Source organism: Pseudoxanthomonas sp. 134C1, from assembly GCF_057773065.1.
On sequence record NZ_JBYMTH010000013.1, the window covers coordinates 123372 to 150009 of the forward strand.

22 protein-coding genes are annotated in these 26638 nt (G+C 68.3%); 15 read left to right on the plus strand and 7 right to left on the minus strand.

Going from position 1 to position 26638, the window contains the following annotated elements; all coding sequences use genetic code 11:
- Positions 1-2 precede the first annotated feature (2 nt).
- From AC3DEZ_RS19470 to tkt, 7 genes are all read left to right on the plus strand, one after another.
- On the plus strand, positions 3-905 hold the full coding sequence (locus tag AC3DEZ_RS19470) for a DUF58 domain-containing protein (RefSeq protein WP_488389673.1): 903 nt from the start codon (positions 3-5) through the stop codon (positions 903-905).
- Positions 905-1357 (plus strand): DUF4381 domain-containing protein, encoded by a 453-nt coding sequence (locus AC3DEZ_RS19475; protein ID WP_488389674.1) that lies wholly within the window; start codon positions 905-907, stop codon positions 1355-1357. The genes AC3DEZ_RS19470 and AC3DEZ_RS19475 overlap by 1 nt, the downstream gene beginning before the upstream one ends.
- A complete protein-coding gene (locus AC3DEZ_RS19480; protein WP_488389675.1) occupies positions 1354-2376 on the plus strand; it encodes a vWA domain-containing protein in 1023 nt (340 codons plus the stop codon). The genes AC3DEZ_RS19475 and AC3DEZ_RS19480 overlap by 4 nt, the downstream gene beginning before the upstream one ends.
- Positions 2373-4136, plus strand: coding sequence for a VWA domain-containing protein (locus AC3DEZ_RS19485; protein WP_488389676.1), 1764 nt, complete (start codon positions 2373-2375; stop codon positions 4134-4136). Before AC3DEZ_RS19480 ends, AC3DEZ_RS19485 begins: the two co-directional genes overlap by 4 nt.
- Positions 4133-5803, plus strand: coding sequence for a BatD family protein (locus tag AC3DEZ_RS19490; protein WP_488389677.1), 1671 nt, complete (start codon positions 4133-4135; stop codon positions 5801-5803). The genes AC3DEZ_RS19485 and AC3DEZ_RS19490 overlap by 4 nt, the downstream gene beginning before the upstream one ends.
- A gap of 68 nt (positions 5804-5871) precedes the next feature.
- Positions 5872-7236 carry a dicarboxylate/amino acid:cation symporter gene (locus AC3DEZ_RS19495; RefSeq protein WP_447104747.1) on the plus strand — a complete coding sequence of 455 codons (1365 nt, stop codon included), beginning with the start codon at positions 5872-5874 and terminating at the stop codon, positions 7234-7236.
- A gap of 224 nt (positions 7237-7460) precedes the next feature.
- The gene (gene tkt, locus AC3DEZ_RS19500; protein ID WP_488389678.1) at positions 7461-9461 is read left to right on the plus strand and encodes a transketolase; all 2001 of its coding nucleotides are present in this window, start codon (positions 7461-7463) and stop codon (positions 9459-9461) included.
- Between the two features lie 781 nt (positions 9462-10242).
- Here tkt and AC3DEZ_RS19505 read toward each other — a convergent pair.
- Complete coding sequence (locus tag AC3DEZ_RS19505) at positions 10243-12186, minus strand: acetyl-CoA hydrolase/transferase C-terminal domain-containing protein (RefSeq protein ID WP_488389679.1); 1944 nt, start codon at positions 12184-12186, stop codon at positions 10243-10245.
- 115 nt (positions 12187-12301) lie between these two features.
- Here AC3DEZ_RS19505 and AC3DEZ_RS19510 point away from each other — a divergent pair, with 115 nt between their 5' ends.
- The 3 genes from AC3DEZ_RS19510 to AC3DEZ_RS19520 are packed head-to-tail and all read left to right on the plus strand — an operon-like array spanning position 12302 to position 14821.
- Complete coding sequence (locus AC3DEZ_RS19510; protein ID WP_447104750.1) at positions 12302-12670, plus strand: BlaI/MecI/CopY family transcriptional regulator; 369 nt, start codon at positions 12302-12304, stop codon at positions 12668-12670.
- On the plus strand, positions 12660-14264 hold the full coding sequence (locus AC3DEZ_RS19515) for a TonB family protein (protein ID WP_488389680.1): 1605 nt from the start codon (positions 12660-12662) through the stop codon (positions 14262-14264). Before AC3DEZ_RS19510 ends, AC3DEZ_RS19515 begins: the two co-directional genes overlap by 11 nt.
- Entirely contained in the window at positions 14261-14821 is a 561-nt protein-coding gene (locus tag AC3DEZ_RS19520; RefSeq protein WP_488389681.1) for an energy transducer TonB, read from the plus strand. The genes AC3DEZ_RS19515 and AC3DEZ_RS19520 overlap by 4 nt, the downstream gene beginning before the upstream one ends.
- On the opposite strand, the gene AC3DEZ_RS19525 is transcribed toward AC3DEZ_RS19520, so the two are convergent.
- From AC3DEZ_RS19525 to AC3DEZ_RS19550, 6 genes are read right to left on the minus strand one after another with little or no spacing between them, the layout of a single operon-like run.
- Positions 14818-15447 (minus strand): molybdenum ABC transporter ATP-binding protein, encoded by a 630-nt coding sequence (locus AC3DEZ_RS19525; protein ID WP_447104753.1) that lies wholly within the window; start codon positions 15445-15447, stop codon positions 14818-14820. The two genes, AC3DEZ_RS19520 and AC3DEZ_RS19525, sit on opposite strands and share 4 nt — an antisense overlap.
- On the minus strand, positions 15447-16139 hold the full coding sequence (modB, locus tag AC3DEZ_RS19530) for a molybdate ABC transporter permease subunit (protein ID WP_488389682.1): 693 nt from the start codon (positions 16137-16139) through the stop codon (positions 15447-15449). Before modB ends, AC3DEZ_RS19525 begins: the two co-directional genes overlap by 1 nt.
- Positions 16140-16148: 9 nt before the next feature.
- Positions 16149-16907, minus strand: a complete 759-nt coding sequence (gene modA, locus AC3DEZ_RS19535; RefSeq protein ID WP_488389683.1) for a molybdate ABC transporter substrate-binding protein — start codon at positions 16905-16907, stop codon at positions 16149-16151.
- Between the two features lie 52 nt (positions 16908-16959).
- Complete coding sequence (locus AC3DEZ_RS19540; protein ID WP_488389684.1) at positions 16960-17457, minus strand: hypothetical protein; 498 nt, start codon at positions 17455-17457, stop codon at positions 16960-16962.
- Between the two features lie 23 nt (positions 17458-17480).
- Positions 17481-18293, minus strand: a complete 813-nt coding sequence (locus tag AC3DEZ_RS19545) for a S1/P1 nuclease (protein ID WP_488389685.1) — start codon at positions 18291-18293, stop codon at positions 17481-17483.
- A 43-nt stretch (positions 18294-18336) separates the two neighbouring features.
- On the minus strand, positions 18337-18957 hold the full coding sequence (locus AC3DEZ_RS19550) for an OmpW/AlkL family protein (protein ID WP_488389686.1): 621 nt from the start codon (positions 18955-18957) through the stop codon (positions 18337-18339).
- Between the two features lie 230 nt (positions 18958-19187).
- On the opposite strand from AC3DEZ_RS19550, the gene gap reads away from it, so the two are divergent.
- The 5 genes from gap (at position 19188) to AC3DEZ_RS19575 (ending at position 26477) form a co-directional block, all read left to right on the plus strand.
- Entirely contained in the window at positions 19188-20192 is a 1005-nt protein-coding gene (gene gap / locus AC3DEZ_RS19555) for a type I glyceraldehyde-3-phosphate dehydrogenase (RefSeq protein ID WP_488389687.1), read from the plus strand.
- Between the two features lie 310 nt (positions 20193-20502).
- On the plus strand, positions 20503-23226 hold the full coding sequence (locus AC3DEZ_RS19560; RefSeq protein ID WP_488389707.1) for a DUF2339 domain-containing protein: 2724 nt from the start codon (positions 20503-20505) through the stop codon (positions 23224-23226).
- Positions 23223-24593 carry a DUF3999 domain-containing protein gene (locus tag AC3DEZ_RS19565; RefSeq protein ID WP_488389688.1) on the plus strand — a complete coding sequence of 457 codons (1371 nt, stop codon included), beginning with the start codon at positions 23223-23225 and terminating at the stop codon, positions 24591-24593. Before AC3DEZ_RS19560 ends, AC3DEZ_RS19565 begins: the two co-directional genes overlap by 4 nt.
- Before the next feature lie 70 nt (positions 24594-24663).
- Positions 24664-25839: a phosphoglycerate kinase gene (locus AC3DEZ_RS19570; protein ID WP_488389689.1), complete on the plus strand. Its 1176-nt coding sequence runs from the start codon at positions 24664-24666 to the stop codon at positions 25837-25839.
- Positions 25836-26477 carry an HAD hydrolase-like protein gene (locus AC3DEZ_RS19575; RefSeq protein WP_488389690.1) on the plus strand — a complete coding sequence of 214 codons (642 nt, stop codon included), beginning with the start codon at positions 25836-25838 and terminating at the stop codon, positions 26475-26477. Before AC3DEZ_RS19570 ends, AC3DEZ_RS19575 begins: the two co-directional genes overlap by 4 nt.
- Positions 26478-26638 lie beyond the last annotated feature (161 nt).

The window sequence follows — 26638 nt, forward strand, 5'->3', positions numbered from 1 at the left end:
GCATGGCGACCAGCGACGACGGCATCGCCCCGACCCTGGCCGAACTGGTCGCGCTGCGTGCGGCCGCGCAGCGGCGGAAACCCGCGCGCCAGGGGCGACATTCGATCACCGGGCCTGCGGCTTCGACCCTGCGCGGGCGCGGCATGGAATACGCCGAATCCCGTGAGTACGTCCCCGGTGACGACGTGCGCCACATCGATTGGCGATTGACCGCCCGTAGCGGACGCACCCATACCAAGCTGTTCCAGGCCGAACGCGAGCGCCTCACGCTGATCGTGGCGGATACCTCGCCCCGGCTCTATTTCGGCACCCGCACGCGATTCAAGTCGACCCAGGCCGCGCGCGCGGGCGCGGTGGCGGCCTGGAGCGCGATACGCGACGGCGATCGCGTGGCGGCGTTGCGCGGCACCGCCGCGGAAGCGCCGGTGCCGCCCGCTTCCGGTACGCGCGGGGCGTTGCGTGTGCTGGACGCGCTGGTGCGCTGGTATGCGCGTCCCCCCGCGGATGATCAGGGCCTGGCGTTCGCGCTGGAGCACGCGGTACGTCTGCTGCGTCCGGGTTCGCGGATGATCATCCTGGCCGATCCCGCCAGCATCGCGGCGATTCCGGAAAGCGATTGGCCGCGATGGGCCGCGCACCACGAGATCAGCGTACTGATGTTGTTCGACGCACTGGAGGCGACGCCGCCAAGTGCCGCATTGCCGTTCCAGGCGGGCGAGCATCGGGTGCAGCTTGATCTGGCCGACGTCGCCCAGCGCCAACGCTGGGAGCAATTGTTTTCGGAACCCATGGATGCGGCCGTGCGCAATCTGCCCCGGCGCGGTGTGCGGGCGTTCGCGCTTCGCGGCGATGCGCCCAGCGAATCGTGGTTGCCGGCAGGCGGCCCGAGCCCGCAGGTGGCGTGATGAAGCCGGTCGACCTGGTCCTGCGGGATGTCCATCTGCCAGGCGCGCCCGCATGGTGGCCGCTGGCACCCGGCTGGTGGGTGTTGGCGGGCGTGCTCGGACTCGTGATCCTGCTTCTGCTGTTGCGCCGATGGCGCAGCAGCAGGCGTCGGCGGCAATGGGCGCGCTGGTTCGACCAGTCGGGGGAAAACGCGGCGCCCGCCGCGCAGGTGGCGGCGATGTCGGAGTTGCTCCGGCGTGCGGCTCGTCGCGTGGATCCGCAGGCGGATCGGTTGCAGGGCGAGACCTGGCTGGTTTTCCTGGATGGCGGGGCGACGACGGCCTTTTCGCAGGGTGATGGTCGCCTGTTGCTGGACGGAGGTTATCGCCCGCGGGCGGATGCCGATGCGGTGGCCCGCCTGCGTGATCTTGCGCGAGCGCGTTTCCTGCAACTGATGGCGGGACGGCGATGATCGGTGACTGGTCATGGTGGCAGGTGCTGCGTGATGCGTACGCGGGATTCGCGTGGCCCTGGATGTGGCTCGCATTCCCGTTGCCATGGCTGACCCGCTGGCTGCTGCCACCGGTTCGCGGCACGTCGGCGGCACTGCGTGTTCCCTATGGCGGGCAACTGCGATCGATCGCCAGCGTTCACGGATTCAAGGGACGGCGACGGGTGGCGGCGTTGGCGTGGCTGGCCTGGTTTCTGCTGTGCGCGGCCGCGGCGCGGCCACAGACGTTCGGCGAAGCGGTGACGCCGCCGCATGCCGGCCGCGATCTGATGTTGGCCGTCGATCTGTCCGGCAGCATGAGCGAGGCCGATATGGCACTCGGTGGCAGCGTGGTGGATCGGCTGACCGCGGCCAAGGCCGTGCTGGCGGATTTCCTCGATCGTCGCAGCGGGGATCGCGTCGGCCTGCTGGTGTTCGGACAGCGCGCCTATGCCCTGACGCCGTTGACCCTGGATCTGCAGAGCGTGCGGGAACAGCTGCGCGACAGCGTGGTCGGACTCGCCGGCAGGGAAACCGCGCTGGGCGACGCGATCGGACTGGCCGTCAAGCGGCTGTCGGCGCGGGAGAAGGGCCAGCGGGTGCTGATCCTGTTGACCGATGGCGTGAACACCGCCGGCATGCTGGAACCGCTGAAGGCCGCCGAACTCGCCGCGCAGGCCCGCGTGCGCGTGCATACCATCGCTTTCGGAGGCAGTGGCATGACCTCGTTCTTCGGCATGGCGGTGCCGGTGCCGGGTGCGGGTGGCGAGGAAATCGACGAAGCCACCCTGCGTCGCATCGCCGAGATGACCGGAGGCCGCTCCTTCCGCGCCCGCGACATCGAACAGCTGGCGAGCATCTATGCGGAATTGGATCGGCTTGAACCGGTCGCCCAGCCGGGCGAACAGGTGCGTCCACGCGTCGAACGCTACGCGCTGCCGTTGCTGGCCGCGCTGGGCGTCGGCCTGCTCGGTTTCGTACTGCCACGGAGGTACGCATGACCGCATGGCTGGCATCGCTGCATTTCCTGCGTCCGCATGCGTTGTGGTTGCTGCTGCTGTTGCCGTTGATTGGCTGGGGCTGGCAATTGCGCCGGCGTCGCTCGAACGTCTGGCGACAGTCGGTGGATCCACACCTGTTGCCGCATCTGCTGGCCGCGTCGGGACGCGCCGGATGGCGGGGACTGGCGCTGCTTTTCACGGGCCATGTGCTGGCGGTGCTGGCGCTGGCCGGTCCGAGCTGGCGGCAGGGCGATCAACCGTTGTGGGAGCAACGCGCGCCACTGGTCATTGCACTGGATCTGTCCAGCGCGAGCCAGGCGGCCGATCTGCCGCCGTCGCGCCTGTTGCAGGCACGCGGCAAGCTGGCCACGCTGCTGCGGCAGCGCCAGGGGGGCCAGATCGCGCTGGTCGCGTTCGCCGGAGACGCTTTCACCGTGGCGCCCTTGACCGAGGACGCGGGCAACGTCGCCCTCTTTCTAGATGCATTGGCGCCGGACATCATGCCGGCGGACGGGCAGCGCGTGGATCGCGCCATCGCGTGGTCGACGAGGTTGCTGAAGCAGGCGGGCTTCCGCGAAGGCGAGATCCTGCTGATCGGTGACCATGCCGATGCCGCCGCGCTCGAAGCGGCTTCGCAGGCCGCGAAGCAGGGTTATCGCGTTTCCGCGCTGGGCCTGGGCAGCGCGGCCGGCACCGCCTACCGCGCGCGCGATGGTTCGCTCGGGCGTGCGCGCCTGGATGCCGCTTCGCTGGGGCAACTGGCGGCTCGCGGCGGCGGGCGTTTCCAGGCGCTGTCACGCGACGAAACGGATCTGGAAGCACTCGGCGTACTGGCGCCGGAGAGCCTGGATGCCCGCCAGGCGTCGGAGGGGCGCGGCAGGGATTGGCTGGATGAAGGTTACTGGCTGCTGCCGCCGCTGATGCTGCTGGGATTGCTCGCCTTCCGGCGTGGTGCGGCGCTGGTGCTGCTGGGCGCGTGCTCGCTGCTGTGGGCAATGCCCTCGCAGGCCGCCGATGGCGGCTGGTGGCGTCGCGCGGATCAGCAGCAGCACGCCAGGATGGCGGAGGGTGTCCAGGCCTACCGCAACGGGGACTTCGCCGCGGCGGAGCAGGCGTTCGCGGGGCAGGACAGTGCCGAGGCGCAGTACAACCTGGGCAACGCGCTGGCCAAGCAGGGCAAGTACGACGAAGCCATCGGCGCATACGACAGGGCCCTGCGCAAACAGCCGGGCATGGCGGACGCCGCGGCCAATCGCAGCGCGGTCGATCGCGCGCGCCAGCGCCAACAGGGACAGGGACAGGGACAATCAGGCAAGGATTCGTCCGGACGGGAGTCCGGCAGCGCCGGCAGCTCGCCGAACGCGTCGCGTGCGGCCAACAACGCCAAACCCGCATCGTCATCGTCGACGCCCAGCCAACCGTCATCCCCATCGCCATCGCAACCATCATCGCCGCCACCCGCTCAGTCGGCGTCGCGTGCGGCGGAACCTCCGTCGGATCCCGCGGCGGATCCGAAGACGCAGCAGGCCGCGGATGCGGCACAGCGCGAACGCATGCGCCAGGCACTGGCCAAACAGCGTTCCGGCGAGCCGCCCGGAAAGGCGACGGAAGGAGAGGCGCCCGCGGACGAGACACCGGAGCAACGCGAGCGCCGGCAGGCCCTGCAGGCCTGGTTGAAGCGGGTACCGGATGACCCGGGTGGCCTGCTGAAGGCGAAATTCCAGTTGGAACACGAGCGTCGGATGAGGGAAGGGCAATGAAACCGTGGTGGTCGCGCGTACTGGGCGTGTTCGTGTGGATGGTGCTGGCGCTGGCGCCATGGACCGCGCAGGCGCAGGTACAGGCCCGCGTGGATCGCAATCCGATCGATCTGGGCGACGCGGTCGTGTTGAGCATCGAATCGACCGGCGCGGCGGCCGCGCCCGATTTGACCCCGCTCATGCAGGATTTCGAACTGCTGGACCAGACCAGCGGACGCTCGCTGGGAATAACCAATGGCGTCAGCAGTTCGCGGGTGGTCTACCAGATCACGCTGCAGCCCCGGCGCGATGGCAGCCTGGTGATTCCCGCGCTGCAGGTCGGAAATCAGCGCACGGCTCCCATCGCGCTCACCGTCCGTCCCGCGCCGCCGGTCGCCACCCGTGCCGGCAATGCCGATGTCTTCCTGGAAACCGAAGTGGATGACGCCTCTCCGTTCGTCCAGCAGAGCGTGGGCGTGGTGCTGCGCCTGTTCTATGGCGTGCCGCTGGTATCGGGCGAACTGGATCTGGATGCGCCGGACGGCGCCGTGCTGCAGAAGATCGGCGACGACGTGCAGGGCAGCCAGCAGATCAACGGCCGCCGCTACAACCTCATCGAGCGACGCTACCTGCTCGTGCCCGAGCGCAGCGGCACCCTGACCCTGCCGGCGCCGCGCTTCAACGGACGCGGGGCGGGCGGCTGGTTCGACGATCTGGTGGGCAACGGGCGACGCGAGTTGCGGGTGGCGGGAGCGCCGCGCATGTTGACGGTGCGTCCGCAACCCACGGGCGTGCCGCAGCCCTGGCTGCCGTTGAGGGACCTGCGTCTGCGCTATGTCGGCGCGCCGACATCTGCGCGCGCAGGCGAGGCCGCGACTGTCATCGTCGAAGGCGTCGCCCAGGGCGCCACCCAGGCGCAGCTGCCGGAAATGCCCCTGCCGTCCGTGCCGGGGGCGCAGGTGTTCGCCGAACCCGTCCAGTACGACGAAACCTTTACCGGTGGGACGCCGCAGGTGAAATGGACCCAGCGCTACGCGGTGGTGCCGGACCGACCGGGCCGCCTGACCGTCGCGGGCCTGGGGATCCCCTGGTGGGACGTGGCCGCGGGCACCGCGAAGATGGCCCGGCTGCCGGATCTGCCGCTGCAGGTCGGCGCGGGTGCGCCCGCTACAAGTACGCCGGCGATCGCGCCGGGGCCGGCTTCCGTATCGGGCTCCCGTGCCGGAAGCCCGGCTGCCGGTTTCGACGGCAGCGGAATCTGGCCATGGCTGGCGGTCATGTTCGCGGTGCTCTGGCTGATCACCCTGCTGTGGGCGCTGCAGCGCCGTCGCGTGCCGCCGCCGTCCGGCAGCCGTGTCCGTGGACAGGCCGTCGCGACGGCGCGCCATGCGTTGCCGGATCTCAAGCGTGCGCTGGATACGGGCAGTCTGGATGAAGTGGGCGATGTGCTGCGGGGCATGGCGACCCCGCCGGCCGCCGATCTGGATGAACTCGTGCGGCGTCTGCGGCCATCGGCGCAACGCGATGCGGTGGAACAACTGCGGCGCGCGCGCTGGGCCGACGGCGACGGCAGCGCGGCGCGCAATGCCCTGCGCTCGGCCTTCGCCGAAGGCCCACGGTGGGTGGACGCGATCGAACCGCCGCAGGCACCGCTGCCACCGCTGTATCCGTCGCCGAAACAGGGCTGACGCAGGCGCACAACGGCCGCGTGGACGAGGTTTGCTAAGCTGGATGCTTCGTTCCGAAGGCCCGCCCCATGACCGAAGCACCGACCGCCGGCAAGAACAAGCTACCGCTGCACTGGAAAATGGCGATCGGTTTCATCGCCGGCCTGGCAATGGGATTGCTGGTGTACATGACGGGGATCGGCCAGCTGACCGCCGCCGGCGCCGGCAGCCCGGCCTGCGTCGCCGGGGCCGCCGAACTGCCCTGGCAGTGCACGCCGTGGGTCCAGCTGATCACCAGTTACGTGACCGGCCCGATCGGGCAACTGTTCCTCAACCTGATCTTCATGCTGGTGGTGCCGCTGCTGTTCTCGGCACTGGTGGTCGGCGTGTCCGAGATGGGCGACATCCGGGCGTTCGGCCGGGTGGGCTGGCGCACGCTGGGCTACACCGTGCTGATGTCGTCCATCGCGGTGGTGCTGGGCCTGCTGCTGGTCAACTGGCTGCAGCCGGGCAGCGGCATCGACCGCGAGACCGCGCAGCACCTGCTCGCAGAGGGCGCGCAGCGCGCCAGCGCCATCGTCGCCAGCACGCACGAGCAGCCGCACGGGCTCGACATGCTGCTGTCGATCGTGCCCGACAACGTCATCAAGGCGGCCGCCGACAACACGATCCTGGCGGTGATGTTCTTCGCCCTGATGCTGGGTATCGGCATGGTGCTGACGCCCGGCAAGGCCACCGATACGTTGCGCGAGGGCATCCAGGGCCTGTTCGACGTCTCGATGACCCTGATCGGCCTGGTGATCCGCCTGGCTCCGTATGCGGTGTTCTGCTTCATGTTCGACCTGGCCGCGAAGTTCGGCTGGGACCTGCTGTTCAAGCTCGCCAGCTACGTCGGCGTGGTGGTGCTTGCGCTGGCCCTGCACCTGTTCGTGGTGTACTCGATCGCGCTGCGCGCGATCGGCGGCTATTCGCCGCGCGCGTTCTTCCGCGGTACCCAGGAAGCGATGGTGCTGGCGTTCTCCACCGCGTCCAGCAACGCCACGCTGCCGACCTCGCTGCGGGTGGCGGAAGAGAAGCTCGGCCTGCCGCCGCGGATCTCCCGCTTCGTGCTGACCGTCGGCGCCACCGCCAACCAGAACGGCACCGCGCTGTTCGAGGGCGTGACGGTGATCTTCCTGGCCCAGTTCTTCGGCGTGGATCTCAGCCTGTTCCAGCAGGTGCTGGTGATGCTGGTCTGCATCCTCGGCGGCATCGGCACGGCCGGCGTGCCTTCCGGTTCGCTGCCGGTGGTGGCGATGATCTGCGGCATGGTGGGCGTGCCGCCGCAGGGCATCGGCCTGATCCTGGGCGTCAACCATTTCCTCGACATGTGCCGCACCACCCTCAACGTCACCGGCGACATCGCCATCGCGGCGATGGTGTCCAAGGGCGAGGCCGATCGCGGTCACGCCTGAGTCCGTGACCTCGCCGAACCGCTCCCGACGCCCCGCTTATCGCGGGGCGTCGGCGTTCGCGGCCGGGAAACACTGAAGACAGGAAATCCAGGGTCTCCGCAAGTCACTGATTCATGGAGGGATTCGGCTCGCCGGGCGATTCCGCCGATTCAGTCCGGCCGGCGGTCTATGGGACAATGGGTGGCCCGCATTCCGGCGCGCCACTCCAAAGCCCCGATCTCCTCATGACGACGCCCTCCCGCCGCCAGCTCGCCAACGCCATCCGTTTCCTCGCCGCCGACGCGGTGGAAACCGCCAAGTCCGGCCATCCCGGCATGCCCATGGGCATGGCCGACATCGCCGAAGTACTGTGGAACGATTACCTGAGCCACAGCCCGAAGAACCCGCACTGGTTCAACCGCGATCGCTTCATCCTGTCCAACGGCCATGGTTCGATGCTGCAGTACGCGCTGCTGCACCTGAGCGGCTACGACCTGCCGCTGGAAGAACTCAAGCACTTCCGCCAGCTGCACAGCAAAACCGCCGGTCATCCGGAGCGCCATGAGACCCCCGGCGTGGAGACGACCACCGGCCCGCTGGGACAGGGCTTCGCCAACGCGGTCGGTTTCGCCCTGGCCGAGAAGCTGCTCGCGCAGCGTTTCAACCGCCCCGAATTCGAAATCGTCGATCACCGCACCTGGGTGTTCATGGGCGATGGCTGCCTGATGGAAGGCGTCTCGCACGAGGCCGCTTCGCTGGCCGGCACCTGGGGCCTGAGCAAGCTGGTCTGCTTCTGGGACGACAACCACATCTCGATCGATGGCAACACCGACGGCTGGTTCACCGACGACACCCCGGCGCGCTTCGAGGCCTATGGCTGGCAGGTGGTGCGCAACGTCAACGGCCATGATCCGGTCGAGATCAAGGCCGCCATCGACACCGCGCTGAAGTCGGAAGACAAGCCGGTGCTGATCTGCTGCCGCACCACGATTGGCTTCGGTTCGCCGAACAAGGCCGGCAAGGAATCATCGCACGGCGCGCCGCTGGGCAAGGAAGAACTGGAAGCCACCCGCAAGGCGCTGGAATGGCCGTACGGTCCGTTCGAGATCCCGCAGGAAATCTACGACGGCTGGCGCGCCGGCAACACTGGCCTGGTGCGCGAGGAACAGTGGAACATGCTGTTCGACAAGTACGCCGCGCAGTATCCGGAGCAGGCCACCGAGCTGAGCCGCCGCTCGCACGGCGAACTGGCGGAGGGCTTCCTGGCCGCCGCCGACGCCTTCATCGCCAGGACCCAGGCCGAAGGCCCGGTGATCGCCTCGCGCAAGGCTTCGCAGCTGGCGATCGAAGCATTCGCCCCGCTGCTGCCGGAAATGATTGGCGGTTCGGCGGATCTGGCGCACTCCAACCTGACCCTGTGGAAGGCCAGCAAGTCGGTCGCCACCGATGATCCGAACGCCAACTACGTGTACTACGGCGTGCGCGAGTTCGGCATGACCGCGATCAGCAACGGTCTGGCGCTGCACGGCGGCTTCCTGCCGTTCGACGCGACCTTCCTGGTGTTCAGCGACTATGCGCGCAACGCCGTGCGCATGAGCGCACTGATCCCGGCGCACGCGATCCACGTCTATACCCACGATTCCATCGGCCTGGGCGAGGACGGTCCGACCCACCAGCCGGTCGAGCACCTGGCTTCGCTGCGTTACATCCACAACAACGATGTATGGCGTCCGTGCGACGCGGTCGAGTCGGCGGTGGCGTGGAAGGCGGCGATCGTCCGCCGTGACGGTCCGAGCTGCCTGATCTTCTCGCGCCAGAACCTCCCGCACCAGGCGCGCAGCGAAGCGCAGGTGGCCGACATCGCGCGCGGCGGCTATGTGCTGGCGGATGCCGCCGGCACTCCGGACGTGATCCTGATCGCCACGGGTTCGGAAGTCGGCCTGGCGACGCAGGCCAAGGCGGCGCTGGATGCGGAAGGCATCAAGACCCGCGTGGTGTCGATGCCGTCGACCGACGTGTTCGATCGCCAGCCGGCCGAGTACCGCGAGGCGGTGCTGCCGAAGGCGGTGCGCAGGCGCGTGGCGGTGGAAGCGGCGACGGTGGATTTCTGGCGCAAGTACGTAGGCCTGGATGGCGCGGTGGTGGGCATGGAGAGCTTCGGCGCGTCGGCGCCGGCGGAGGCGCTGTACAAGCACTTCGGGATTACCGTCGAGAAGGTGATCGAGGCGGCGAAGTCGCTGGGGTAAGTTCTGCTTCCTTGTGATGATGGAAAAGCCGGGCGTGAGCCCGGCTTTTTTCATGTCTGCGAATTATTGATCTGATGACAAAGGCGCGGGGACATACCGCTTTGTAGCGATATCTTGCTCTCCTGCGCATCTGGGGCTGGCGCTGACGCGCGGTGTTGCTATCGGTTGGCGTAGATGGCGCGCTGCCGTGGGCATTCTTTGACCAGCCATTCGGCTGTTGAGGAGCGCTTCTTTGCTTGTGCAAAGAAAAGAACCAAAAGAAAGCACACCCCGGCCTTCGCGCCCCAGCCGCGTGGCGGCTGGGGTTCGTGTCGCCGGCGGGAATTTTGGGACGGCACATCCTGTGCCGACCCAAAACGCCGCACATCCTTGTGCGGCGCCCTGCGGGTTTGCCCACCGTCGCCACCGCTGCGGAAGGGGGCCTGGAAGCAAAGTCCAAAACCAAAGCCAAAGCGCTATAGCGATACCTTCACGAGGTTCGGCAATCGCTGTTGCCTTTGCTCTTCGGGGCCCCGTTCAGGCGTGGCAAGCGGGCCGGGTAAAACCCGCAGGGCGGCGCACAGGACGTGCGCCGTTTTCGGCAGGGGCAGGATGCCCCTTCCGAAAATTCCCGGAACGATTGCGGACCCGGAGCGCAGCGCAGGGCACGCCGCCAGGGGTGTGTTTCTTTGATTCTTTCTTTGCACAAGCAAAGAAAGAATGCCCCGCGGCGAGCGCGCCACCTACGCCAACCGATAGCAACCACCGCGCCAGCGCCAACTAGAAAACAGCAATCTCGAAACTATCGCAGCGTCTCCCGCAATCCCAACGCCAACAACCTCGCCTCCACCCATTCCCCCAATCCCGTGGGTTTCGCCAACCCCATCCGCGCCATCGCCTCGGGCTCCCCGGCGCCCGCGGACAACGCCCGCAACACGGTGCCCACTTTTGCCAGCGGTGTCATTGTCTGGCCCTTCAACCACGACAGCGCCTTCACCAGACGCTGCTCCACCTCGGTGAAATCGCTGCCCAGCGGATAGTCGGGCAGGGTTCCGTCATGGCGGAAGCGGCGCAGGGACGCGGTGAGGTGCGCGGGCGTGTTGTCGTTCCATCGCGCCGGCGGGACGAAGCCGCGCCGAAGTTTCAGGTTGCGTTGCGCCTCCTCCAGCAGACCCGCCTGGAAACGCGCATCGGTGATGCCCGCCATCGCGATCACGCAGTCCTCGTCATTGCGGCCGCGCAGGTCGGCGATGCCGTGCTCGCTGATGCAGAGATCGCGCAGATGGCGCGGGATCGTGGTGTGGCCATAGTTCCAGCGCACGTTCGATTGCGGCTTGCCGCCGGCCTCGCGGACGGCGCGGAACAGCAGCGCCGAACGCGCGTCCTCCAGCGCGTGCGCCATTGCCACGAAGTTGTACTGGCCGCCGACGCCGGAGACCACGCGGCCGTCTTCCAGGCCGTCGGAGACCGCCGCGCCCAGCGCGGTCATCATCATGGCGGAATTGAAGAAGCGGGCTTCGCGGCGCTGCAGGCGCTCCAGTGATTCATGGCCGCCGTAGAGCTGGTTGACGCTGCCGATGCGGCGCATGCCGATGGCGCGGCGTTCGTCGTCCGGCAGATGCCGGAGCCATTCGTAGAAGTCGGGCGAACCCAGATAGAACGCGCCGTGCAGGTATTCGCCATCGCGTTGCAGACGGGCGTGGTCGCCGAGATTGGCGGTGCCGTCGGCGATGCGCTGCATCAGCAGTTCGTCGTCGACCACCTTGCGGCGGATGACCCCGGTTTCCACCAGCCGCTTGAAACCCTCGTTGACCATTTCGCTGCAGCCGTACAGGCCGATGGCGAACGGGCCGAGGCCGCCGCTCTCGATCACCGCCGGGTGCCGTTCGAGTTCGGGGTCCAGCGCCGCCAGCACCTCGCGATAGGCGACGTTGTCGGTATGCCGCAGGACGAGCGCGTGGGAGAGCGCATCGGCCAACGCGCCGATGCCGATCTGCAGGGTGCCGCCGTCGCGCACCAGCGCGCTGGCGTAAAGGCCGATGGCGTACTCAGGATCGGAGACCGGCTGACGCGGCAGCCCGAACAGCATCGGGTATGGCCCCGGGGGCGTCAGCACCGCATCGAAGTAGTCTTCTTCCACCGCGGCGGTACCGCCCAGCCAGGGCAGCTGCGGATCCACTTCCGCCACCAGCAGGGGGCGGGGCAGGCCGCGCGCCAGCACGGCGTCCACCGCGTCCTGGGTGAGGTCGTTGTTGCACGACAGCGACAGGCGCCGCCCGCCGGGTTCACGCGCGACCTTCTGCACGATCAGGTTGAGGCCACGCTCGCCCAGCGCCCGCGCCACGTGGGTGTAATTGAGGCTGGCGTAGTGCCGCTGCGCCTGTGACGAGCCCAGCAATGCCCCGGACTGCATGTAGAACTCTTCGATCTCGACGTGCGCCGGCAACGCGTCGTGCTTCATCGCCTGCACATAGGCCAGGCGCGGGAAGTCGTCACCGAAATGGCGCGCGGCGAACGGTCCGAGAAAGCGTGCTTCCAGCCCCGCGTGCGCCCGCGGTGGATCCAGCGACAGCGCGGTGTAGAAGAACCAGGGACGCGTCGGATCCTGCTCCAGGCGGGCGTACAGCGCGTTGATCAGCCGGTGCGGTTTGCCGATGCCCAGCGGCGCGCCCATGCGCAGTGTCTGCGGGGTGTGCTGGAGGATGAAGTCGACGGCGTCGTCGAGGGAGTCCAGGTGAACGGTCATGCGCGCAAGCTTAGGCGAAAGCCGGTGAGGGGCGTTCGAAGGGAAGCGCGGGCGGGGGACTTGACAGGTAATTCGATTACGCGCGTAATCGATAAAAATTACAGGCGTAAACAAAATGCCCATCAGCGATGCCGAGGCCGTGGTGATGGAGGTGCTGTGGGGAAAGCATCCCCAGGGCGCCGACGAGGTTCTGGCGGCGCTGTCCGCGCAGACGGGCTGGGCCGAGCCGACCGTGAAGACCCTGCTCAATCGCCTGCTCAACAAGGGCGCCATCCAGGCCCGGAAGGAGGGGCGTCGCTATCTCTACTCGCCGCTGCTGGCCCGCGGGGACTGGGTGCAACAACAGAGCGCCGGCCTGCTGGAACGGCTGTTCGGCGGCCGGGTGGCGCCGCTGGTGGCGCATTTCAGCGAGCGTGGCCGGTTGTCGCCGACGGACATCGCCGAGCTGAAGAAACTGATCGCGGAGCTCGACGATGAGCAGTGATGTCCTGCATGGGTTGCTGACGACCACCTTGGCCGCGTCCGCGATGATCCTGTTGCTGCACGTGCTGCGCGCTCCGCTCCGGCGATGGCTCGGAGCCGGTGCCGCTTACGCTTCATGGTTGTGCGTACCTGCGGCCGCGGCGGCGGTGCTGCTGCCCGCGCGTGAAGTGCCGATGGAATGGGGCGCGATAGCTGCGGTGCTGATGCCGACGCGGGCCGCCGCTGCCGCAACGGCGCCTTCCCTGGCCTTGATGTGGGAAGCCTTCCTGCTGGTCATCTGGCTGGGCGGCATGGTGGCGATGGCCGCATGGTTGTGGATGCAGCAGCACCGCTTCGTGCGCGGCCTGGGGAAACTGCACCGGCGCACGGACGGGCTGTGGATGGCGGAAACCTCCCGTGGGCTGCCGGCGGCGGTCGGACTGTTCCGCACCCGCGTGGTGGTGCCCGCCGACTACGAATCCCGCTATCTGGCGCGGGAGCGGACGTTGATTGCCTGCCATGAACAGCTTCATGTCCGTCGTGGCGATCTGTTCGCCAACGCATGCGTCGCCGCCCTGCGTTGCGTGTACTGGTTCAATCCGTTGCTGCATCTGGCTGCGCGTCGCTTCCGCATCGATCAGGAACTCGCTTGCGACGAGGATGTGATCCGCCGCCATCCCGATGCGCGACGCGCCTACGGGGAGGCCATGCTGAAGGGACAACTGGACATCGGTCCGGTACCGCTGGCCTGCCACTGGCCCGCGCCGCATCCGCTCAGGGAGAGGATCACGATGCTGGGAAAGAAGCTTCCCTCCGCCCGCCGCCGCGCGCTGGCCACGCTGCTGGTCGCCGCGTTGGCCGCGGCGGCCGGCTATGGTGCCTGGGCCGCGCAACCGGCGCAGCGACCGGCGACTACGCAGGAGGGCCTGTATCACATTGCTCTGCAGGTGAGCGTGGAGGGTGCGACCCGCGCGTTCGAGATTCGCGAGCATCCCGGGAAAGCGTTCGCGGTATCGGGCGCGACGGATGCCGGCGGGACCTGGAAGGGCGTGTTCCGGATCGAGCCGACGGGCGCCGGCCAGGCACGCGTTTTCACCGAGATCGAGATTGCGGGAAAGGCGGCGGGAAAGCCGGAACTCGTGGTCGAGCTGGGCAAGCCGTCGGGAATACGCCTCGGGGGTGAGGATGGAACCGTTCCGCTGGCGATCGAACTCATGGTTGCCCGCGAGCCGGCGATCGCATCGCCATTCGTGCGCGACAACATGCCAGCGAACGGGTTCGACCGTCGCGTGGATCACTCGAAGCTTGCACCACCGCGGTATCCCGTCAGCAGGCACGAGGGCAAAGTGGTGATGCTGCTGGACATCGGAACGGACGGACGGGTGACGCGGGTGGCCCTGGACCGCAGCTCCGGCTTCGAGGATCTCGATCAGGCCGCGATGACCGCGGCGCGGGGCTGGTACATCGAACCCGCCATCGAGGGGGGCCGGGCCGTGGCCTCCACGATCCGGGTGCCGGTGGAATTCTCGCTGGATGAACCGCAGGCCGATACCCAACAGGACGGGTACGCCTCCGAGGGACCCATGCGCAACGAAGCAGGGAGGGAGTGGCGATGAAGAACACCCCGCGCGCGATCGCATCGCGCGTGCTGCCGACGTTGACGATCGCCGCCTTGGCAGCCTGCGCCAGCGCGCCCGGGGAGACTCGCATCGACAGTGTCGAGCGCCGCCTGATCCTGCCCGAAGGCGGCGCCCGCTATGAAATGGCGGCCCATCAGGCATTCGCTTTTCCGGAACCGCATGCCAATGCTTCGCCGGTGTTTCCCGCGGACTATCCCGCGCGCGAACTCGCGCCGACAACGCTGTGTGTGTCGTTCGTGGTGGACGAACAGGGTGAGCCGGCCCGGGTGGCCGCACTGACGCAGGAAGGCTGCGCGCCCGCGGAACAGTTCGCCTCGCTGCGCGATGCGATGCTGGCCGCTGTCGCGCATTGGCGTTTCGAGCCGGCGATGTTCTGCGACTATCCGGATGCGGCCACCCGCGATCGCGACTGGAACGGCGTCGGCTGCGCGGGGGCGACGGCGCAGGCGCGGGTGGTACCGGTGTCGCTGGCCTACGCCTTCACCTTCAGCCTGCGCAACGGCAAGGGCGAAGTGGCGGCGACGAAGCGTTAGCCGTCCTGCGGATCCATCGCATGCACGGCGTCGGCCAGGCGCCGGACTTCCTCGGCATGGTGGCTGACGTAGATGATCGGCAGGCGGATTTCATCGCGCACCCGTTGCAGATACGGGATCAGTTCCTCGCGGCGAGCCTGATCCAGCGCCGACAGCGGTTCGTCGAACAGCAGGATCGCCGGTTGCGAGAGCAGCGCGCGGCCGATCGCCACCCGCTGCGCTTCGCCGCCGGAAAGATTGCGGGTGCGCCGGCCCAGCAGCGGCGCGATGCCCAGCAAATCGACCACCGTGTCGAAGCCGAAACGCACCGGCGTATCGCGGCCATGACGGCCATAGCGCAGGTTGCCGCGCACATCCAGGTGCGGGAACAGGCGCGCATCCTGGAACACGTAGCCGATGCGCCGCCGGTGGGTCGGCACGTCGATGCGGTCCGCGCTGTCGAACAGCACCCGGCCATCCACTTCGATATGTCCCGCCACCGGCGAGACGAGTCCGGCGATGGCGTTGAGCACGGTGGTCTTGCCGATGCCGGAAGGACCGGTGAGGGCGAGCACGCGCGCATCCGAATGGATGCGTACCCGCCGCTGGAAGGCGCCGCGCCTGAGTTCCGCGTCGAGTCGCAGCATCAGGCTTCCTCCCGTCCGCGATGGCGGCGCGTCAGCCATTCGGAAAGCAGCAGCGCGACCAGCGAGATGGCGATCGCGACCGCGGCCAGCCGCCAGATGCCGGCTTCGCCACCGGGCACCTGCATCAGCCCGTAGATCGCGGAAGACAGGGTCTGGGTCTCGCCGGGAATGTTGGAGACGAAGGTGATGGTGGCGCCGAATTCGCCCAGCGCTTTGGCGAAGGCCAGCACCGTGCCGGCGACCAGGCCCGGCCAGGCCAGCGGCAGGGTGACGGTGAAGAACACCCGCCAGGGGCCGGCGCCCAGCGTGGCCGCGGCCTGTTCCAGCCGCCGGTCGGTGTTTTCCAGCGACAGGCGGATGGCGCGCACCATCAGCGGGAATCCCATCACCGCGCAGGCCAGCGCCGCGCCGGTCCAGCGGAACGCGAACACGATGCCGAAATGCCGTTCCAGGAAGCCGCCCACCGCGCCCTGTGTTCCCAGCGTCATCAACAGCGCGTAGCCCATCACCACCGGCGGCAACACCAGCGGCAGGTGCACCAGCGCATCCAGCAGCGCCTTGCCGGGAAAGCGTCGGCGCGCCAGCAGCCAGCCCACCAGCACACCGAAGGGCAGGCTGGCCACGGCGGCGGTGATCGCCACCTTCAGGCTCAGCCGGATGGCGGTGATTTCCTCGGGCGTGAACCAGTCCAACCGGGCGGCCTACTTCAGCAGGACGAAGCCGCGGCGCTGGAAAATCGTCGCGGCTTGCGGCGAGGCCAGCCAGGTCACCAGCGCCTGCGCCTGGGCGTTGCGCTCACCGCGCAACGCTGCGACCGGGTAGACGATGGGCGGATGACTGTCGTCGGGGAACGTGGCCACGATGCGCACCGCCGGTTCGGCGAGCGCGTCGGACAGGTAGACGATGCCCAGTGGCGCTTCGCCTCGCGCCACCAGCATCAAGGCGGCGCGCACGCTTTCGGATTCCGCCAGCTTCGTCTGCACGCCGCTCCAATGACCGAGATTTTCCAGCGAGGCGCGGGCGTACTTGCCGGCGGGAACGCTGCTGGTCTGGCCGACCGCCAGCCGGCCCTGACCGAGCGCGGCGGTGAGCGCGCCGGCCTTGCCCAGGTCCACCTTGAGCGTGCTCGCCTTCGGTGCGATCAGGACCAATCGGTTGCCGAGCAGGTTGCGCCGCTGCGCGGCGTCGACCTTGCCCCGCTGCTGCAGGTAATCCATCCATTCCAGATCGGCGGAGAAGAACAGGTCGGCGGGCGCACCCTGATCGATCTGGCGTGCGAGCGCGGAACTGGCCGCGTACGACACGCGTACCGGAATGCCGGTATGTCGCTGGTAGGCGGCGGCGGCTTCGTCCATGGATTCCTTCAGGCTGGCCGCGGCGAACACGGTCAGCGGCGCCTGTTCCTGGGCGATGGAGGTGGTCGCGAACCACGGCAGCAGCGCCATCAGGCACAGACGCATCAGATTTCGGCGAACGGGAACAGGGAAGCTCATGGGATGGCTCCGGGTGGATTCAGGGGGACAGGACGGTCAGCGTGTCCAACTGGCGAAGGCTGCGGGCCGGGCGCGCATCCTCGGGGACGACCAGGCGCAATGGCCCGTCCGCCGCCGACAGGGCCTGGCCATCGCAATGATCGGCCAGCAGCACGCGGCGGTTGCCCAGGCTGGGATCCAGTTCGGCCAGCGAGAAGGTCACCCGGTAGCCGTCGCGCGCCACCGCTTCCACCCGGCGCGCGAGGTCGGCCCCCCGAAGGGGTTCGGCCGACATCGCGCCGGCCCGCCGCAGGACGGCGATCAGGGCGACGCCTTCGCAGGCGTGGCGCTGGCCATGCGCGCTGAACTCGGCCGTCTCGCGCGGCAATCCGCTGCGCGCGGCCGCATCCAGCGGAATCGACTGGCTCACCGGTGCGGGTGCGGTGGATGCGGCGGCATGCGGATGATCTTCCGCCCAGGCGGTGGCAGATGACATGGACAGCAGCAGTGCCAGCGAAACAATGCGTCGGACATTCATCGGAATGCGTCCTGGCCGGGGAATCAATGTGCCGCCAGCGTCGCGTTCAACAGCGCCGCCAGCCGCGCGCCGCCCAGGCGCAGTTGCCGTTCGGCGATCGGGCGCTGTGCCTCGTAGTAGGCGGCGTCCAGGGTGGCGCGGGCGGGATAGAAACCGGGAGCCACCACGATCGCGCAGGACTGCCTGGCCCAATCGGCCGAAGTGGGCGGCAGCGCGTCTGCGCGGTCAGCCGCGGGCGCGGGCAGGGCACGCAGCACGCGCAGATAGCTGTCCTCGTCGAGTCCACGGCTGCCGAGCAGGCCGCTGTCCCATACCCGGTGCAGGTTGCCGCCCTTGCCCTGGTAGCTGGTCTGGAAATCGTTGCCGCCCTTGTCGCGCGCATAGCCCGCATGCAGCGGCTGGTGGGCGTCGCCGACCAGGTGGACGACGAACTTCAACGCTTGCAGGCGCTCGGCATCCGGACGGCTCCTGTCCGCGAGGATGGCGCTCTGCGCGCGGATGGCCTCGACCACGCATTTGCCGTCGGGGCAGTCGCGTGCGGGCTGGTAGCTGCAATCGTGTTCGCCGATGTTGACGTAGTGCCAGCGTGCGCTGGTCCTGCCCAGATCCGGATCGTTCTCGCGCAGGTTGTCGGCCCAGTTCGCGATGCCGGCGAGGGTGGGATCGGCTTCACCTTGCAGCAGCCGATGGATCTCGGCGCGTGCGCGTGGATCCAGATCGGTGTCGGCGAGACGCGCGACCAGGCGATGTCCCAGCGGTCCCCACGCATGCGCGGACGGCGACAGCGGCAGGGCGAGGACGAAAGCGAAGAGAGCGAACAGGAGGGACCGGGTCATGCCGGCACTTTAACCGACATGCCCCGTCCCGGTGGTTACGACCTTAGAACTTCAGCACATATGCCGCGCCATAGACCAGCGGATCGATCTTGGCCTGGCCCAGCTTCACGCCACCGACCTTCACGTCGCTGTCGATGTCGATCCAGCGCACGTCCACGCGCACCGCGCCGCGTTCGCTGACTTTGAAATCCAGGCCGGCATGCGCGGCCAGACCCCAGGAGTCCTTCAGCTTCAGCTTGCTGCCGGCCAGCGCGCCGCGGGTGTCCTCGCTGAAGAAGGTGGTGTAGTTGACGCCGGCACCCAGGAATGGCGACACCTTGCCCTGGTTGTTGAAGTGGTACTGCAGGGTGAAGGTCGGCGGCAGGTGCTTGGTGCTGCCGACCCGGCCCAGGCCCTTGATCTCGATGTCGTGCTTGAACGGCAGCGCCGCCAGCACTTCCAGGCCCAGGTTGTCGCGCAGGAAGTATTCGAAGGTCACCGTCGGCTTGACGTCGCTGTCGATGTCCAGCGCCAGGGTGCCATTGGCGAGCTTGCCGTTGTCGGATTTCGGATTGACCTGATGGACGCCGACGCCGAGCGTCCAGTCGCCCTTGGACTGGGCGAACGCGGGCAGCGCGCAGCCCGCAATGGCGACGGCGAGGAGGGCGGAAAGGGGCTTTTTCATTTTAGTTCTGTCGGTTGTGAGGAACGGGCGCCAGTGTCTGCGCCATCCCGGATCCCCGCCTTGATCCGGATCAATGTCCGGAAATATGTGAGTTCCGGTGTTCACGTACGGGTGGGGGGCGGTATGCGAGGGCATGGCCCGGAGAGGGGAATGTGAGTCGCGCTGGCCCTGATAGAATGGGGGTCCCGTCAACCCCGCCGCGCCGGGCGCGGCCGCAGGAGTCCCGAGCAATGTCGATCAAGGTTGGTATCAACGGCTTCGGCCGTATCGGTCGCAACGTGTTGCGTTCCGCCGTGCAGAACTTCGCCGACGACATCGAAATCGTCGCCATCAACGATCTGCTGGAACCGGACTACCTGGCGTACATGCTGCAATACGACTCCGTGCACGGCCGCTTCAAGGGCGACGTCAAGGTCGAGGGCAACACCCTGGTCGTCAACGGCAGGAAGATCCGCCTGACCCAGGAACGCGATCCGGCCAACCTCAAGTGGGATGAAGTCGGCGCCGAGGTGGTGATCGAATCGACCGGCCTGTTCCTCGACAAGGCCACCGCGCAGAAGCACCTGGATGCCGGCGCGAAGAAGGTGATCCTGTCGGCGCCGTCCAAGGACGACACGCCGATGTTCGTCTACGGCGTCAACGACAAGACCTACAAGGGCGAAGCGATCATCTCCAATGCTTCGTGCACCACCAACTGCCTGGCGCCGCTGGCCAAGGTGCTGCATGACAAGTGGGGCATCAAGCGCGGCCTGATGACCACCGTGCATGCGGCCACCGCCACCCAGAAGACCGTCGATGGCCCGTCCAACAAGGACTGGCGTGGTGGCCGCGGCATCCTGGAGAACATCATTCCCTCCAGCACCGGTGCGGCCAAGGCGGTCGGCGTGGTGATCCCGGAACTCAACAAGAAGTTGACCGGCATGAGCTTCCGCGTGCCGACCAGCGACGTGTCGGTCGTGGATCTCACCTGCGAACTCGAGAAGCCCGCCACCTACGCCGAGATCTGCGCCGAGATGAAGTCGCAGAGCGAAGGCGCGCTGAAGGGCATCCTCGGCTACACCGAGGACAAGGTGGTCGCCACCGATTTCCGCGGCGACACCCGCACCTCGATCTTCGATGCCGATGCCGGCATCGCCCTGGATGGCACCTTCGTCAAGCTGGTCAGCTGGTACGACAACGAATGGGGCTATTCCAACAAGTGCCTGGAGATGGTCCGCGTGGTCGCCGGCAAGTAAGCCGCGTTTCCGAAGGCCATATACGCGAAGGCGCCTGCGGGCGCCTTCCGCGTTTCTGCACAGCGTGTTCCGCGCCGCCTGTTCCGCGCCGACGGGCCGGTCCCGATGACTGGCCCCGGCGGCGGCTGACCCGGGACGTCTCCGCGCGCCGCCCTACCCAGGTAGCGCCGTGCTATACCCGCCGGACAACGGGAGGCGACCGGGGGCCAGCTTCTTGCAATGGCCCCGGCTTTGCCGGACGCTGCGGGATGCCATGCGCCGAAGGCGTCTGCCCGGCGCGGCTTCTTGACGAGGACAGGAAATGGATGACTTGGCGGGATTGCTGGTCCTGATCGGCCTGATCGTGTTGGCGGTTCCGGTGTTGTTGATCCTGGCGCTGGTATCCATCGCTGGATTGAAGCGGCGGGTGGGGGCGCTGGAGCAGCAACTGGATGGCCTGCGGAACGCGGCGGCGGCCGGGATGGCACAGGACGCCCGTGCCGACATTCCCGTCCGCGAGCGCGTCCGACCGGCGTCGCAGAGCGACGACGCAGCCTCGCCCACGCTCGCGGAGCTGACGCGAGCGACTTCGCCGCAACCTTCTCCGGGAACACCGCCGCCGCGCGCCGCCGCGCCGGTACCGCCGCCGCTGCCACCCGTTTCCGCGAACACGGCGCCCGCATCCGCCGCGCCGGAAGCGCCCCCGCGGCCACGCACGCCCCCGGCACCCGCCGAGCCACCGCGTCCGGATGTGATCAGCCTGGGCCTGCGCGCGGTCAAGCGCTGGTTCACCGTCGGCAACGTGCCGGTCAAGATCGGTGTGCTGGTGCTGTTCGCGGGCGTGGCGGCGTTGTTGAAGTACGCCAGCGACCAGGGCTGGTTGCGCCTGCCGATCGAACTGCGCCTTGCCGGTATCGCGGCGGCCTCGCTGGCGGCGCTGGTGTTCGCCTGGCGCAAGCGCGAAAGCAACCGCAGCTTCGCGCTGTCGTTGCAGGGCGGCGCCATCGGCATCCTGTTGCTGACGGTGTTCGCGGCGTTCAAGCGTTATGAATTGCTGGAGCCCTTACCTGCCTTTGCCTTGAGCGTCATCCTGATCGCGGGTGCCGGCGCGCTGGCGGTGCTGCAGAACGCGAAGGCGCTGGCCGTGTTCGCGATCCTCGCCGGCTTCCTGGCGCCGATCTGGCTGTCCACCGGCAGCGGCAACCATGTCGCGCTGTTCTCGTACTACGCCGTGTTGAACGCGGCCATTCTCGGCGTGGCCTGGTGGAAACCCTGGCGCATCCTCAACCTGCTGGGATTCGCCTTCACCTTCGGCATCGGCACGGCCTGGGGCGTGTTCGACTACGCGCCGTCCAAGTTCGCCACGACCGAGCCGTTCCTGCTGCTGTTCTTCGCGTTCTACCTGATCATTCCGCTGCTGTACGCGCGCCGGCAACCGGAAGGGCGACGGGGGCTGGTGGAAGGCTGTCTGGTGTTCGGCACACCGCTGGTGGCGTTCTCGCTGCAAGCCGGATTGCTGCACGGTGACCGCCTGCCGCTGGCCTTCAATGCGCTGGGACTGGCGGCGCTGTACGCGTTGCTGGCGGCGGCCCTGCGGCGACGCGGCGGTTTCGAGCGGATGGTGCCGTCCTATGCGGTGCTGGCGGTGGGTTTCGCCACCCTGGCGGTCCCGTTGGCCTTGTCCGCGCACGCCACCGCCAGCGTGTTCGCGCTGGAAGGCGCGGCGCTGGTCTGGCTGGGACTGCGGCAGCAACGCCGTTTGCCGCTGATCAGCGGCACGGGCCTGCAATTGCTGGCGGCGTTCGCCTTCGTGGTGGGCATGGAGCGGCTGGCGCCGGCCACCGCGATCGCCAACCCGCAGTTCATGGGCGCGTTGTTGATCGCGCTGGCGGGACTGGCGAGCGCGTGGGTATTGCGTGCGCACGCCAGGCAGATGCCCGCGCTGGTCTTCTACCTGTGGGGTCTGGCCTGGTGGCTGGGCACGACGGTCAACGAGATTGGCCGGTTCATCGCCTGGGATGCGCGTGCCGACGCGGTGCTCGCACTGATCGCCATCACCGGCTGGATCGCCGCCGAAGTGCATCGCCGCCGTCCCGCGGCCGCGCTGGCGACGACCACCCTGCTGGGTCTGGCCGCCGCCTTGCCGCTGGCGTTGGCGCAGGCGCAGGCGCACGACCAGCCATTTGGCGGGCACGGCGCGCTGGCATGGCTGGTCTACGCGGTACTGGGCGTGCGCAGCCTGTTGTGTCTGCGTTCGAGCGAGCATGCGCTGGCCGGATGGGCGCAGTTCGTCTGGCTGCTGGTATGGCCGTCGGTCCTGTCGATGCTGCTGGAATGGACGGGCGGGCACTTCGAACTCGCCGAGGGCTGGCGCGCGCTGGGCGTTGCGCTGCCGTGGCTCGTCGCGGCCGCGTTGGGTCTGTTCCGCTGGCCCTGGCTGGCGGCGCCGCTGGGCGAACGGTTCAACGGTTATCGCGACAGGCTGCTGACGGTGCTGTTCCTGATCATCGGCGTCGCCGGACTGTGGTCCCTGTGGCTGGCCGGCAGCGCCGCGCCGTTGCCGTGGATCCCGTTGATCAATCCGCTGGAGCTGGCGCAACTGGCCGCCTTTGTGCTGTTCGCCTGCTGGGTCTGGTCGCCGCAGGCGCCGGCGCTTCTGCGGGAGCGGCGGCCGATGGTGCTGGCGTTGCTCGGCTTCGTGCTGATCACCTCGATCGTGCTGCATGCGGTGCATCACTGGGGGAGCGTGGCCTGGAACGGCAACCTGATTTCGACCGGCCTGGCCCAGACCAGCCTGACGGTTGTATGGAGCGTGCTGGGCGTGCTCGGCTGGATCGCCGGGTCGCGGCGCGGCCAGCGCGGCCTGTGGCTGGCTGGCGCGGTGCTGATGGGCGTGGTGCTGGTGAAGCTGATCCTGGTGGACCGCGGCAACCTGGGCGATGTGCTGGGCATCGCGTCCTTCATCGCCTACGGCCTGCTGTGCACGGTCGTGGGCTATCTGGCGCCGGCGCCGCCGCGCCCGGCCACCCTGGAAAACGAGGAAGAACGCGCATGAATCCGATCGCATCACGCACCGCGCGGGGACTGTTGCTGTCGCTCCTGCCCGTGGTGGCCCTGGCGGGCTCCCGCAGCGACTACGCGCGCGAGTGGCCATTGACCGCATCCGAAGCGGAGGCGGGCGCCTATCGGGTGGTGCTCGACGAGGCGATCTACCGGCAGGTGCAGTCGTCCGGACTGCGTGATCTGGAGGTGTTCGATGTACGCGGCCGGCCGGTACCGGCCGCGCTGTTCGATCCGGTCCGGCCGGAGGTCGCGCCCGCGCGGCTTGAAGCGTTGCCGTGGTTTCCACTGCCGGCGATGACCGGCGCGGCCTCGCGCGACATCGCCGCGATCAGCGAGATCGCCACCGATGGCAGTCTGCGCCGGGTCGAACTGCGCGGCACGGATGCGCGGGATGGCGGCATCCTGATCGATGCCAGCCGGCTGACGTCGGCGCCGATCGCGCTGCGGATTCACTGGGCCGCGGGACAGGCACCGTTCGATCGCGCCTACCAGGTGCTGGCCTCCGACAATCTCCGTGACTGGCGGAGCGTGCAGGACGAAGCGCACCTGGTCGAACTGGAGAATCAGGGCCAGCGGGTCGTGCGCGATCGCATCGAAGTGGCGACGGCGAAAGCGCGCTACCTGCGACTGGTACCGCTGGCCGCGAATCCGGCCCTGCGCCTGGAACGCATCGAGGCCGAGCTGGCGCAGGCCGGCAGCGAACCGGCGTGGGCCTGGCAGGAATTGCCGGCGACCCGCGGCGAGGATCCGAACGGCACGGTGCATTACGAATTCAGCCTGCCCGGCCGTTTCCCGATCGAACGCGCGGACGTGCGGTTGCCCGGCAACAGCACCCAATCGTGGACCCTGGAATCCCGGGATGCGACCACGGCGCCGTGGCGCCAGGCCGCGGCGCCGTGGGTGGCTTATCGCCTGCAATCCGGCGGGCGCACCGATGCCTCGCCGCCGCAGGCGCTGGATGGCATGCGCCGGGACCGCCACTGGCGACTGACCGCCGCGCGCGGCGTCGCGGTGGAGACGCCGCGGTTGCGTCTGGGCTACCGGCCCGAGACGCTGGTGTTCGTTGCGCAGGGCGAGGCGCCGTTCACCCTTGCGGCCGGAAGCGCGCGCACCCGGCGTGACGACGCGCCCCTGGTGGAGCTGGTGGCCGCGCTTCGGCAACAGCATGGTGCCGCGTGGCAACCGGCGCTGGCGACGCTCGGGCCGGCCCGGGTCGTGGCCGGAGATGCGGCGCTGACGCCCGCGCCGCCGCAGCGCGACTGGAAGGCCTGGTTGCTGTGGGGCCTGCTCGTGGCCGGCGCCCTGCTGGTGGCGGGATTCGCTTTCAGCCTGCTGCGCAAGCCGCCGCCCGCGGGTTGAGGCCCGCGGTTTGCGGCGCCTGCGCGCAGCCGGGACAATAGGCGTCTTTCCCCGCCCCGAAGGAATGCCCATGTCCATCGTCCGCATGACCGACCTCGACCTCGCCGGCAAGCGCGTGTTGATCCGCCAGGATCTCAACGTGCCGATAGAGGACGGCCGGATCACCTCCGAACAGCGCATCACCGCGTCGCTGCCGACGCTGAAGCACGCGCTGGAGCAGGGCGCGGCGGTGATGGTCACCTCGCATCTGGGACGCCCCAAGGAGGGCGTATGGAGCGAGGCCGATTCGCTGGCGCCGGTGGCCGCGCGCCTGTCGGAACTGCTGGGCGTGGATGTGCCGCTGGTGCGCGACTGGGTCGAGGGTGTCGATGTGAAGCCCGGTCAGGTCGTGCTGCTGGAGAACTGCCGCATGAACCTGGGCGAGGGCAAGGACGACGAAGCGCTGTCGAAGCAATACGCCGCGCTGTGCGATGTATTCGTGATGGATGCGTTCGGTACGGCGCACCGCGCGCAGGCCTCCACCCATGGCGTCATCCGCTTCGCGAAAGTAGCCGCTGGCGGACCGTTGCTGATGGCCGAGCTCGACGCCCTGGCTAAGGCGCTGGACAAGCCGGCGCGCCCGCTGCTGGCGATCGTCGCCGGCAGCAAGGTCTCGACCAAGCTGGAACTGCTGTCCAACCTGGTCGGCAAGGTGGATCAGCTGATCGTCGGCGGCGGCATCGCCAACACCTTCATCGCGGCCACCGGCCATGCGGTCGGCAAGTCGCTGCACGAGCCGGATCTGCTCGATACCGCGCGCAAAATCGATGCCGACGCCAAGGCGCGTGGCGCCGACATCCCGCTGCCGTCCGACGTGGTGGTGGCGAAGGAATTCAAGGCGGTTTCGCCGGCCGAGGTGAAGGCCGTCGACGCGGTGGCCGCGGATGACCTGATCCTCGACATCGGTCCGCAGACCGCGCAGCGCTACGCGGAACTGATCCGTTCGGCGGGCACGGTGGTGTGGAACGGCCCGGTCGGCGTGTTCGAATTCGACGCGTTCGGCAAGGGCACCGAGGCACTGGCGCACGCGATCGCGGGATCGTCGGCGTTCTCGATCGCGGGTGGCGGCGACACCCTGGCCGCGGTCGACAAGTACGGTATCGCCGACAAGGTGAGCTACATCTCCACCGGTGGCGGTGCGTTCCTGGAATTCCTGGAAGGCAAGACCTTGCCGGCCGTGGCCGCGCTGGAGGCCCGCGGCTCGTGACGCGCGATACCCTGTTCTTCGATCTCGACGGCACCCTGATCGATTCCGCCGTCGGGATCACCCGCTGCGTGGCCTATGCGTTGGAGCAGATGCGGCATCCGATTCCGCCGGAGACGGAACTGCGCCGGTGGATCGGTCCGCCGCTGCGCACCAGCTTTGGCCCGTTGCTTAAGGATCCGCAACAGGTCGAGCTGGCCGTCGATCATTACCGTACGCGCTTCGAGTCGCATGGCTGGGCCGAGCACGATGTCTACGAGGGCATCGGCGAAACGGTGGAGATGCTGCATGCGCGGGGACACCGGTTGGCCATCGTCACCGCGAAGAATGAACCGCACGCGCGCAAGATCATCGACCACCTGCCGTTCGGCCATCGTTTCGAGGACGTGATCGGTTCCACCATCGATGGCAGCCTCAGCCACAAGCCGGAGCTGATCGCCGAGGCCATGCGCCGCCTGTCGCTGTCGCCCGCGCAGTGCTGGATGATCGGCGATCGCCACATGGATATCGATGGCGCGCGCCACCACGGCATGCGCAACATCGGCGTGTTGTGGGGATTCGGTGGCGAAGCGGAACTGCGCCAGGCCGGTGCGGATCGGCTCGCCGCGATGCCCGCGGAACTGCGCGCGCTGCTCGCCTGAGTACCGCGCCCGCCCGTGTGCGGGCGCGCAAACCGGGGTGCGATCGCAGCATGGCGACGCACTCACGAGACCAAAAAAATACCAGTATCGGCGCATCACTGATGCGCGCGAAACCGCATGAAAACAGCGGTTTCAATGGATTCCTTCCCGCGCGGGCACGC

Bases quoted from the DNA above. Each gene is read 5' to 3' on its own strand.
- AC3DEZ_RS19490 (WP_488389677.1), top strand. From the start codon at position 4,133: ATGAAACCGTGGTGGTCGCGCGTACTGGGCGTGTTCGTGTGGATGGTG.
- AC3DEZ_RS19510 (WP_447104750.1), top strand. From the start codon at position 12,302: ATGCCCATCAGCGATGCCGAGGCCGTGGTGATGGAGGTGCTGTGGGGA.
- AC3DEZ_RS19550 (WP_488389686.1), bottom strand. From the start codon at position 18,957: ATGAAAAAGCCCCTTTCCGCCCTCCTCGCCGTCGCCATTGCGGGCTGC.
- tkt (WP_488389678.1), top strand. From the start codon at position 7,461: ATGACGACGCCCTCCCGCCGCCAGCTCGCCAACGCCATCCGTTTCCTC.
- AC3DEZ_RS19485 (WP_488389676.1), top strand. From the start codon at position 2,373: ATGACCGCATGGCTGGCATCGCTGCATTTCCTGCGTCCGCATGCGTTG.
- AC3DEZ_RS19470 (WP_488389673.1), top strand. From the start codon at position 3: ATGGCGACCAGCGACGACGGCATCGCCCCGACCCTGGCCGAACTGGTC.
- modA (WP_488389683.1), bottom strand. From the start codon at position 16,907: ATGCGTCTGTGCCTGATGGCGCTGCTGCCGTGGTTCGCGACCACCTCC.
- AC3DEZ_RS19520 (WP_488389681.1), top strand. From the start codon at position 14,261: ATGAAGAACACCCCGCGCGCGATCGCATCGCGCGTGCTGCCGACGTTG.
- AC3DEZ_RS19505 (WP_488389679.1), bottom strand. From the start codon at position 12,186: ATGACCGTTCACCTGGACTCCCTCGACGACGCCGTCGACTTCATCCTC.
- AC3DEZ_RS19565 (WP_488389688.1), top strand. From the start codon at position 23,223: ATGAATCCGATCGCATCACGCACCGCGCGGGGACTGTTGCTGTCGCTC.
- AC3DEZ_RS19480 (WP_488389675.1), top strand. From the start codon at position 1,354: ATGATCGGTGACTGGTCATGGTGGCAGGTGCTGCGTGATGCGTACGCG.
- AC3DEZ_RS19495 (WP_447104747.1), top strand. From the start codon at position 5,872: ATGACCGAAGCACCGACCGCCGGCAAGAACAAGCTACCGCTGCACTGG.
- AC3DEZ_RS19540 (WP_488389684.1), bottom strand. From the start codon at position 17,457: ATGAATGTCCGACGCATTGTTTCGCTGGCACTGCTGCTGTCCATGTCA.
- AC3DEZ_RS19545 (WP_488389685.1), bottom strand. From the start codon at position 18,293: ATGACCCGGTCCCTCCTGTTCGCTCTCTTCGCTTTCGTCCTCGCCCTG.
- gap (WP_488389687.1), top strand. From the start codon at position 19,188: ATGTCGATCAAGGTTGGTATCAACGGCTTCGGCCGTATCGGTCGCAAC.
- AC3DEZ_RS19525 (WP_447104753.1), bottom strand. From the start codon at position 15,447: ATGCTGCGACTCGACGCGGAACTCAGGCGCGGCGCCTTCCAGCGGCGG.
- AC3DEZ_RS19515 (WP_488389680.1), top strand. From the start codon at position 12,660: ATGAGCAGTGATGTCCTGCATGGGTTGCTGACGACCACCTTGGCCGCG.
- AC3DEZ_RS19475 (WP_488389674.1), top strand. From the start codon at position 905: ATGAAGCCGGTCGACCTGGTCCTGCGGGATGTCCATCTGCCAGGCGCG.
- AC3DEZ_RS19570 (WP_488389689.1), top strand. From the start codon at position 24,664: ATGTCCATCGTCCGCATGACCGACCTCGACCTCGCCGGCAAGCGCGTG.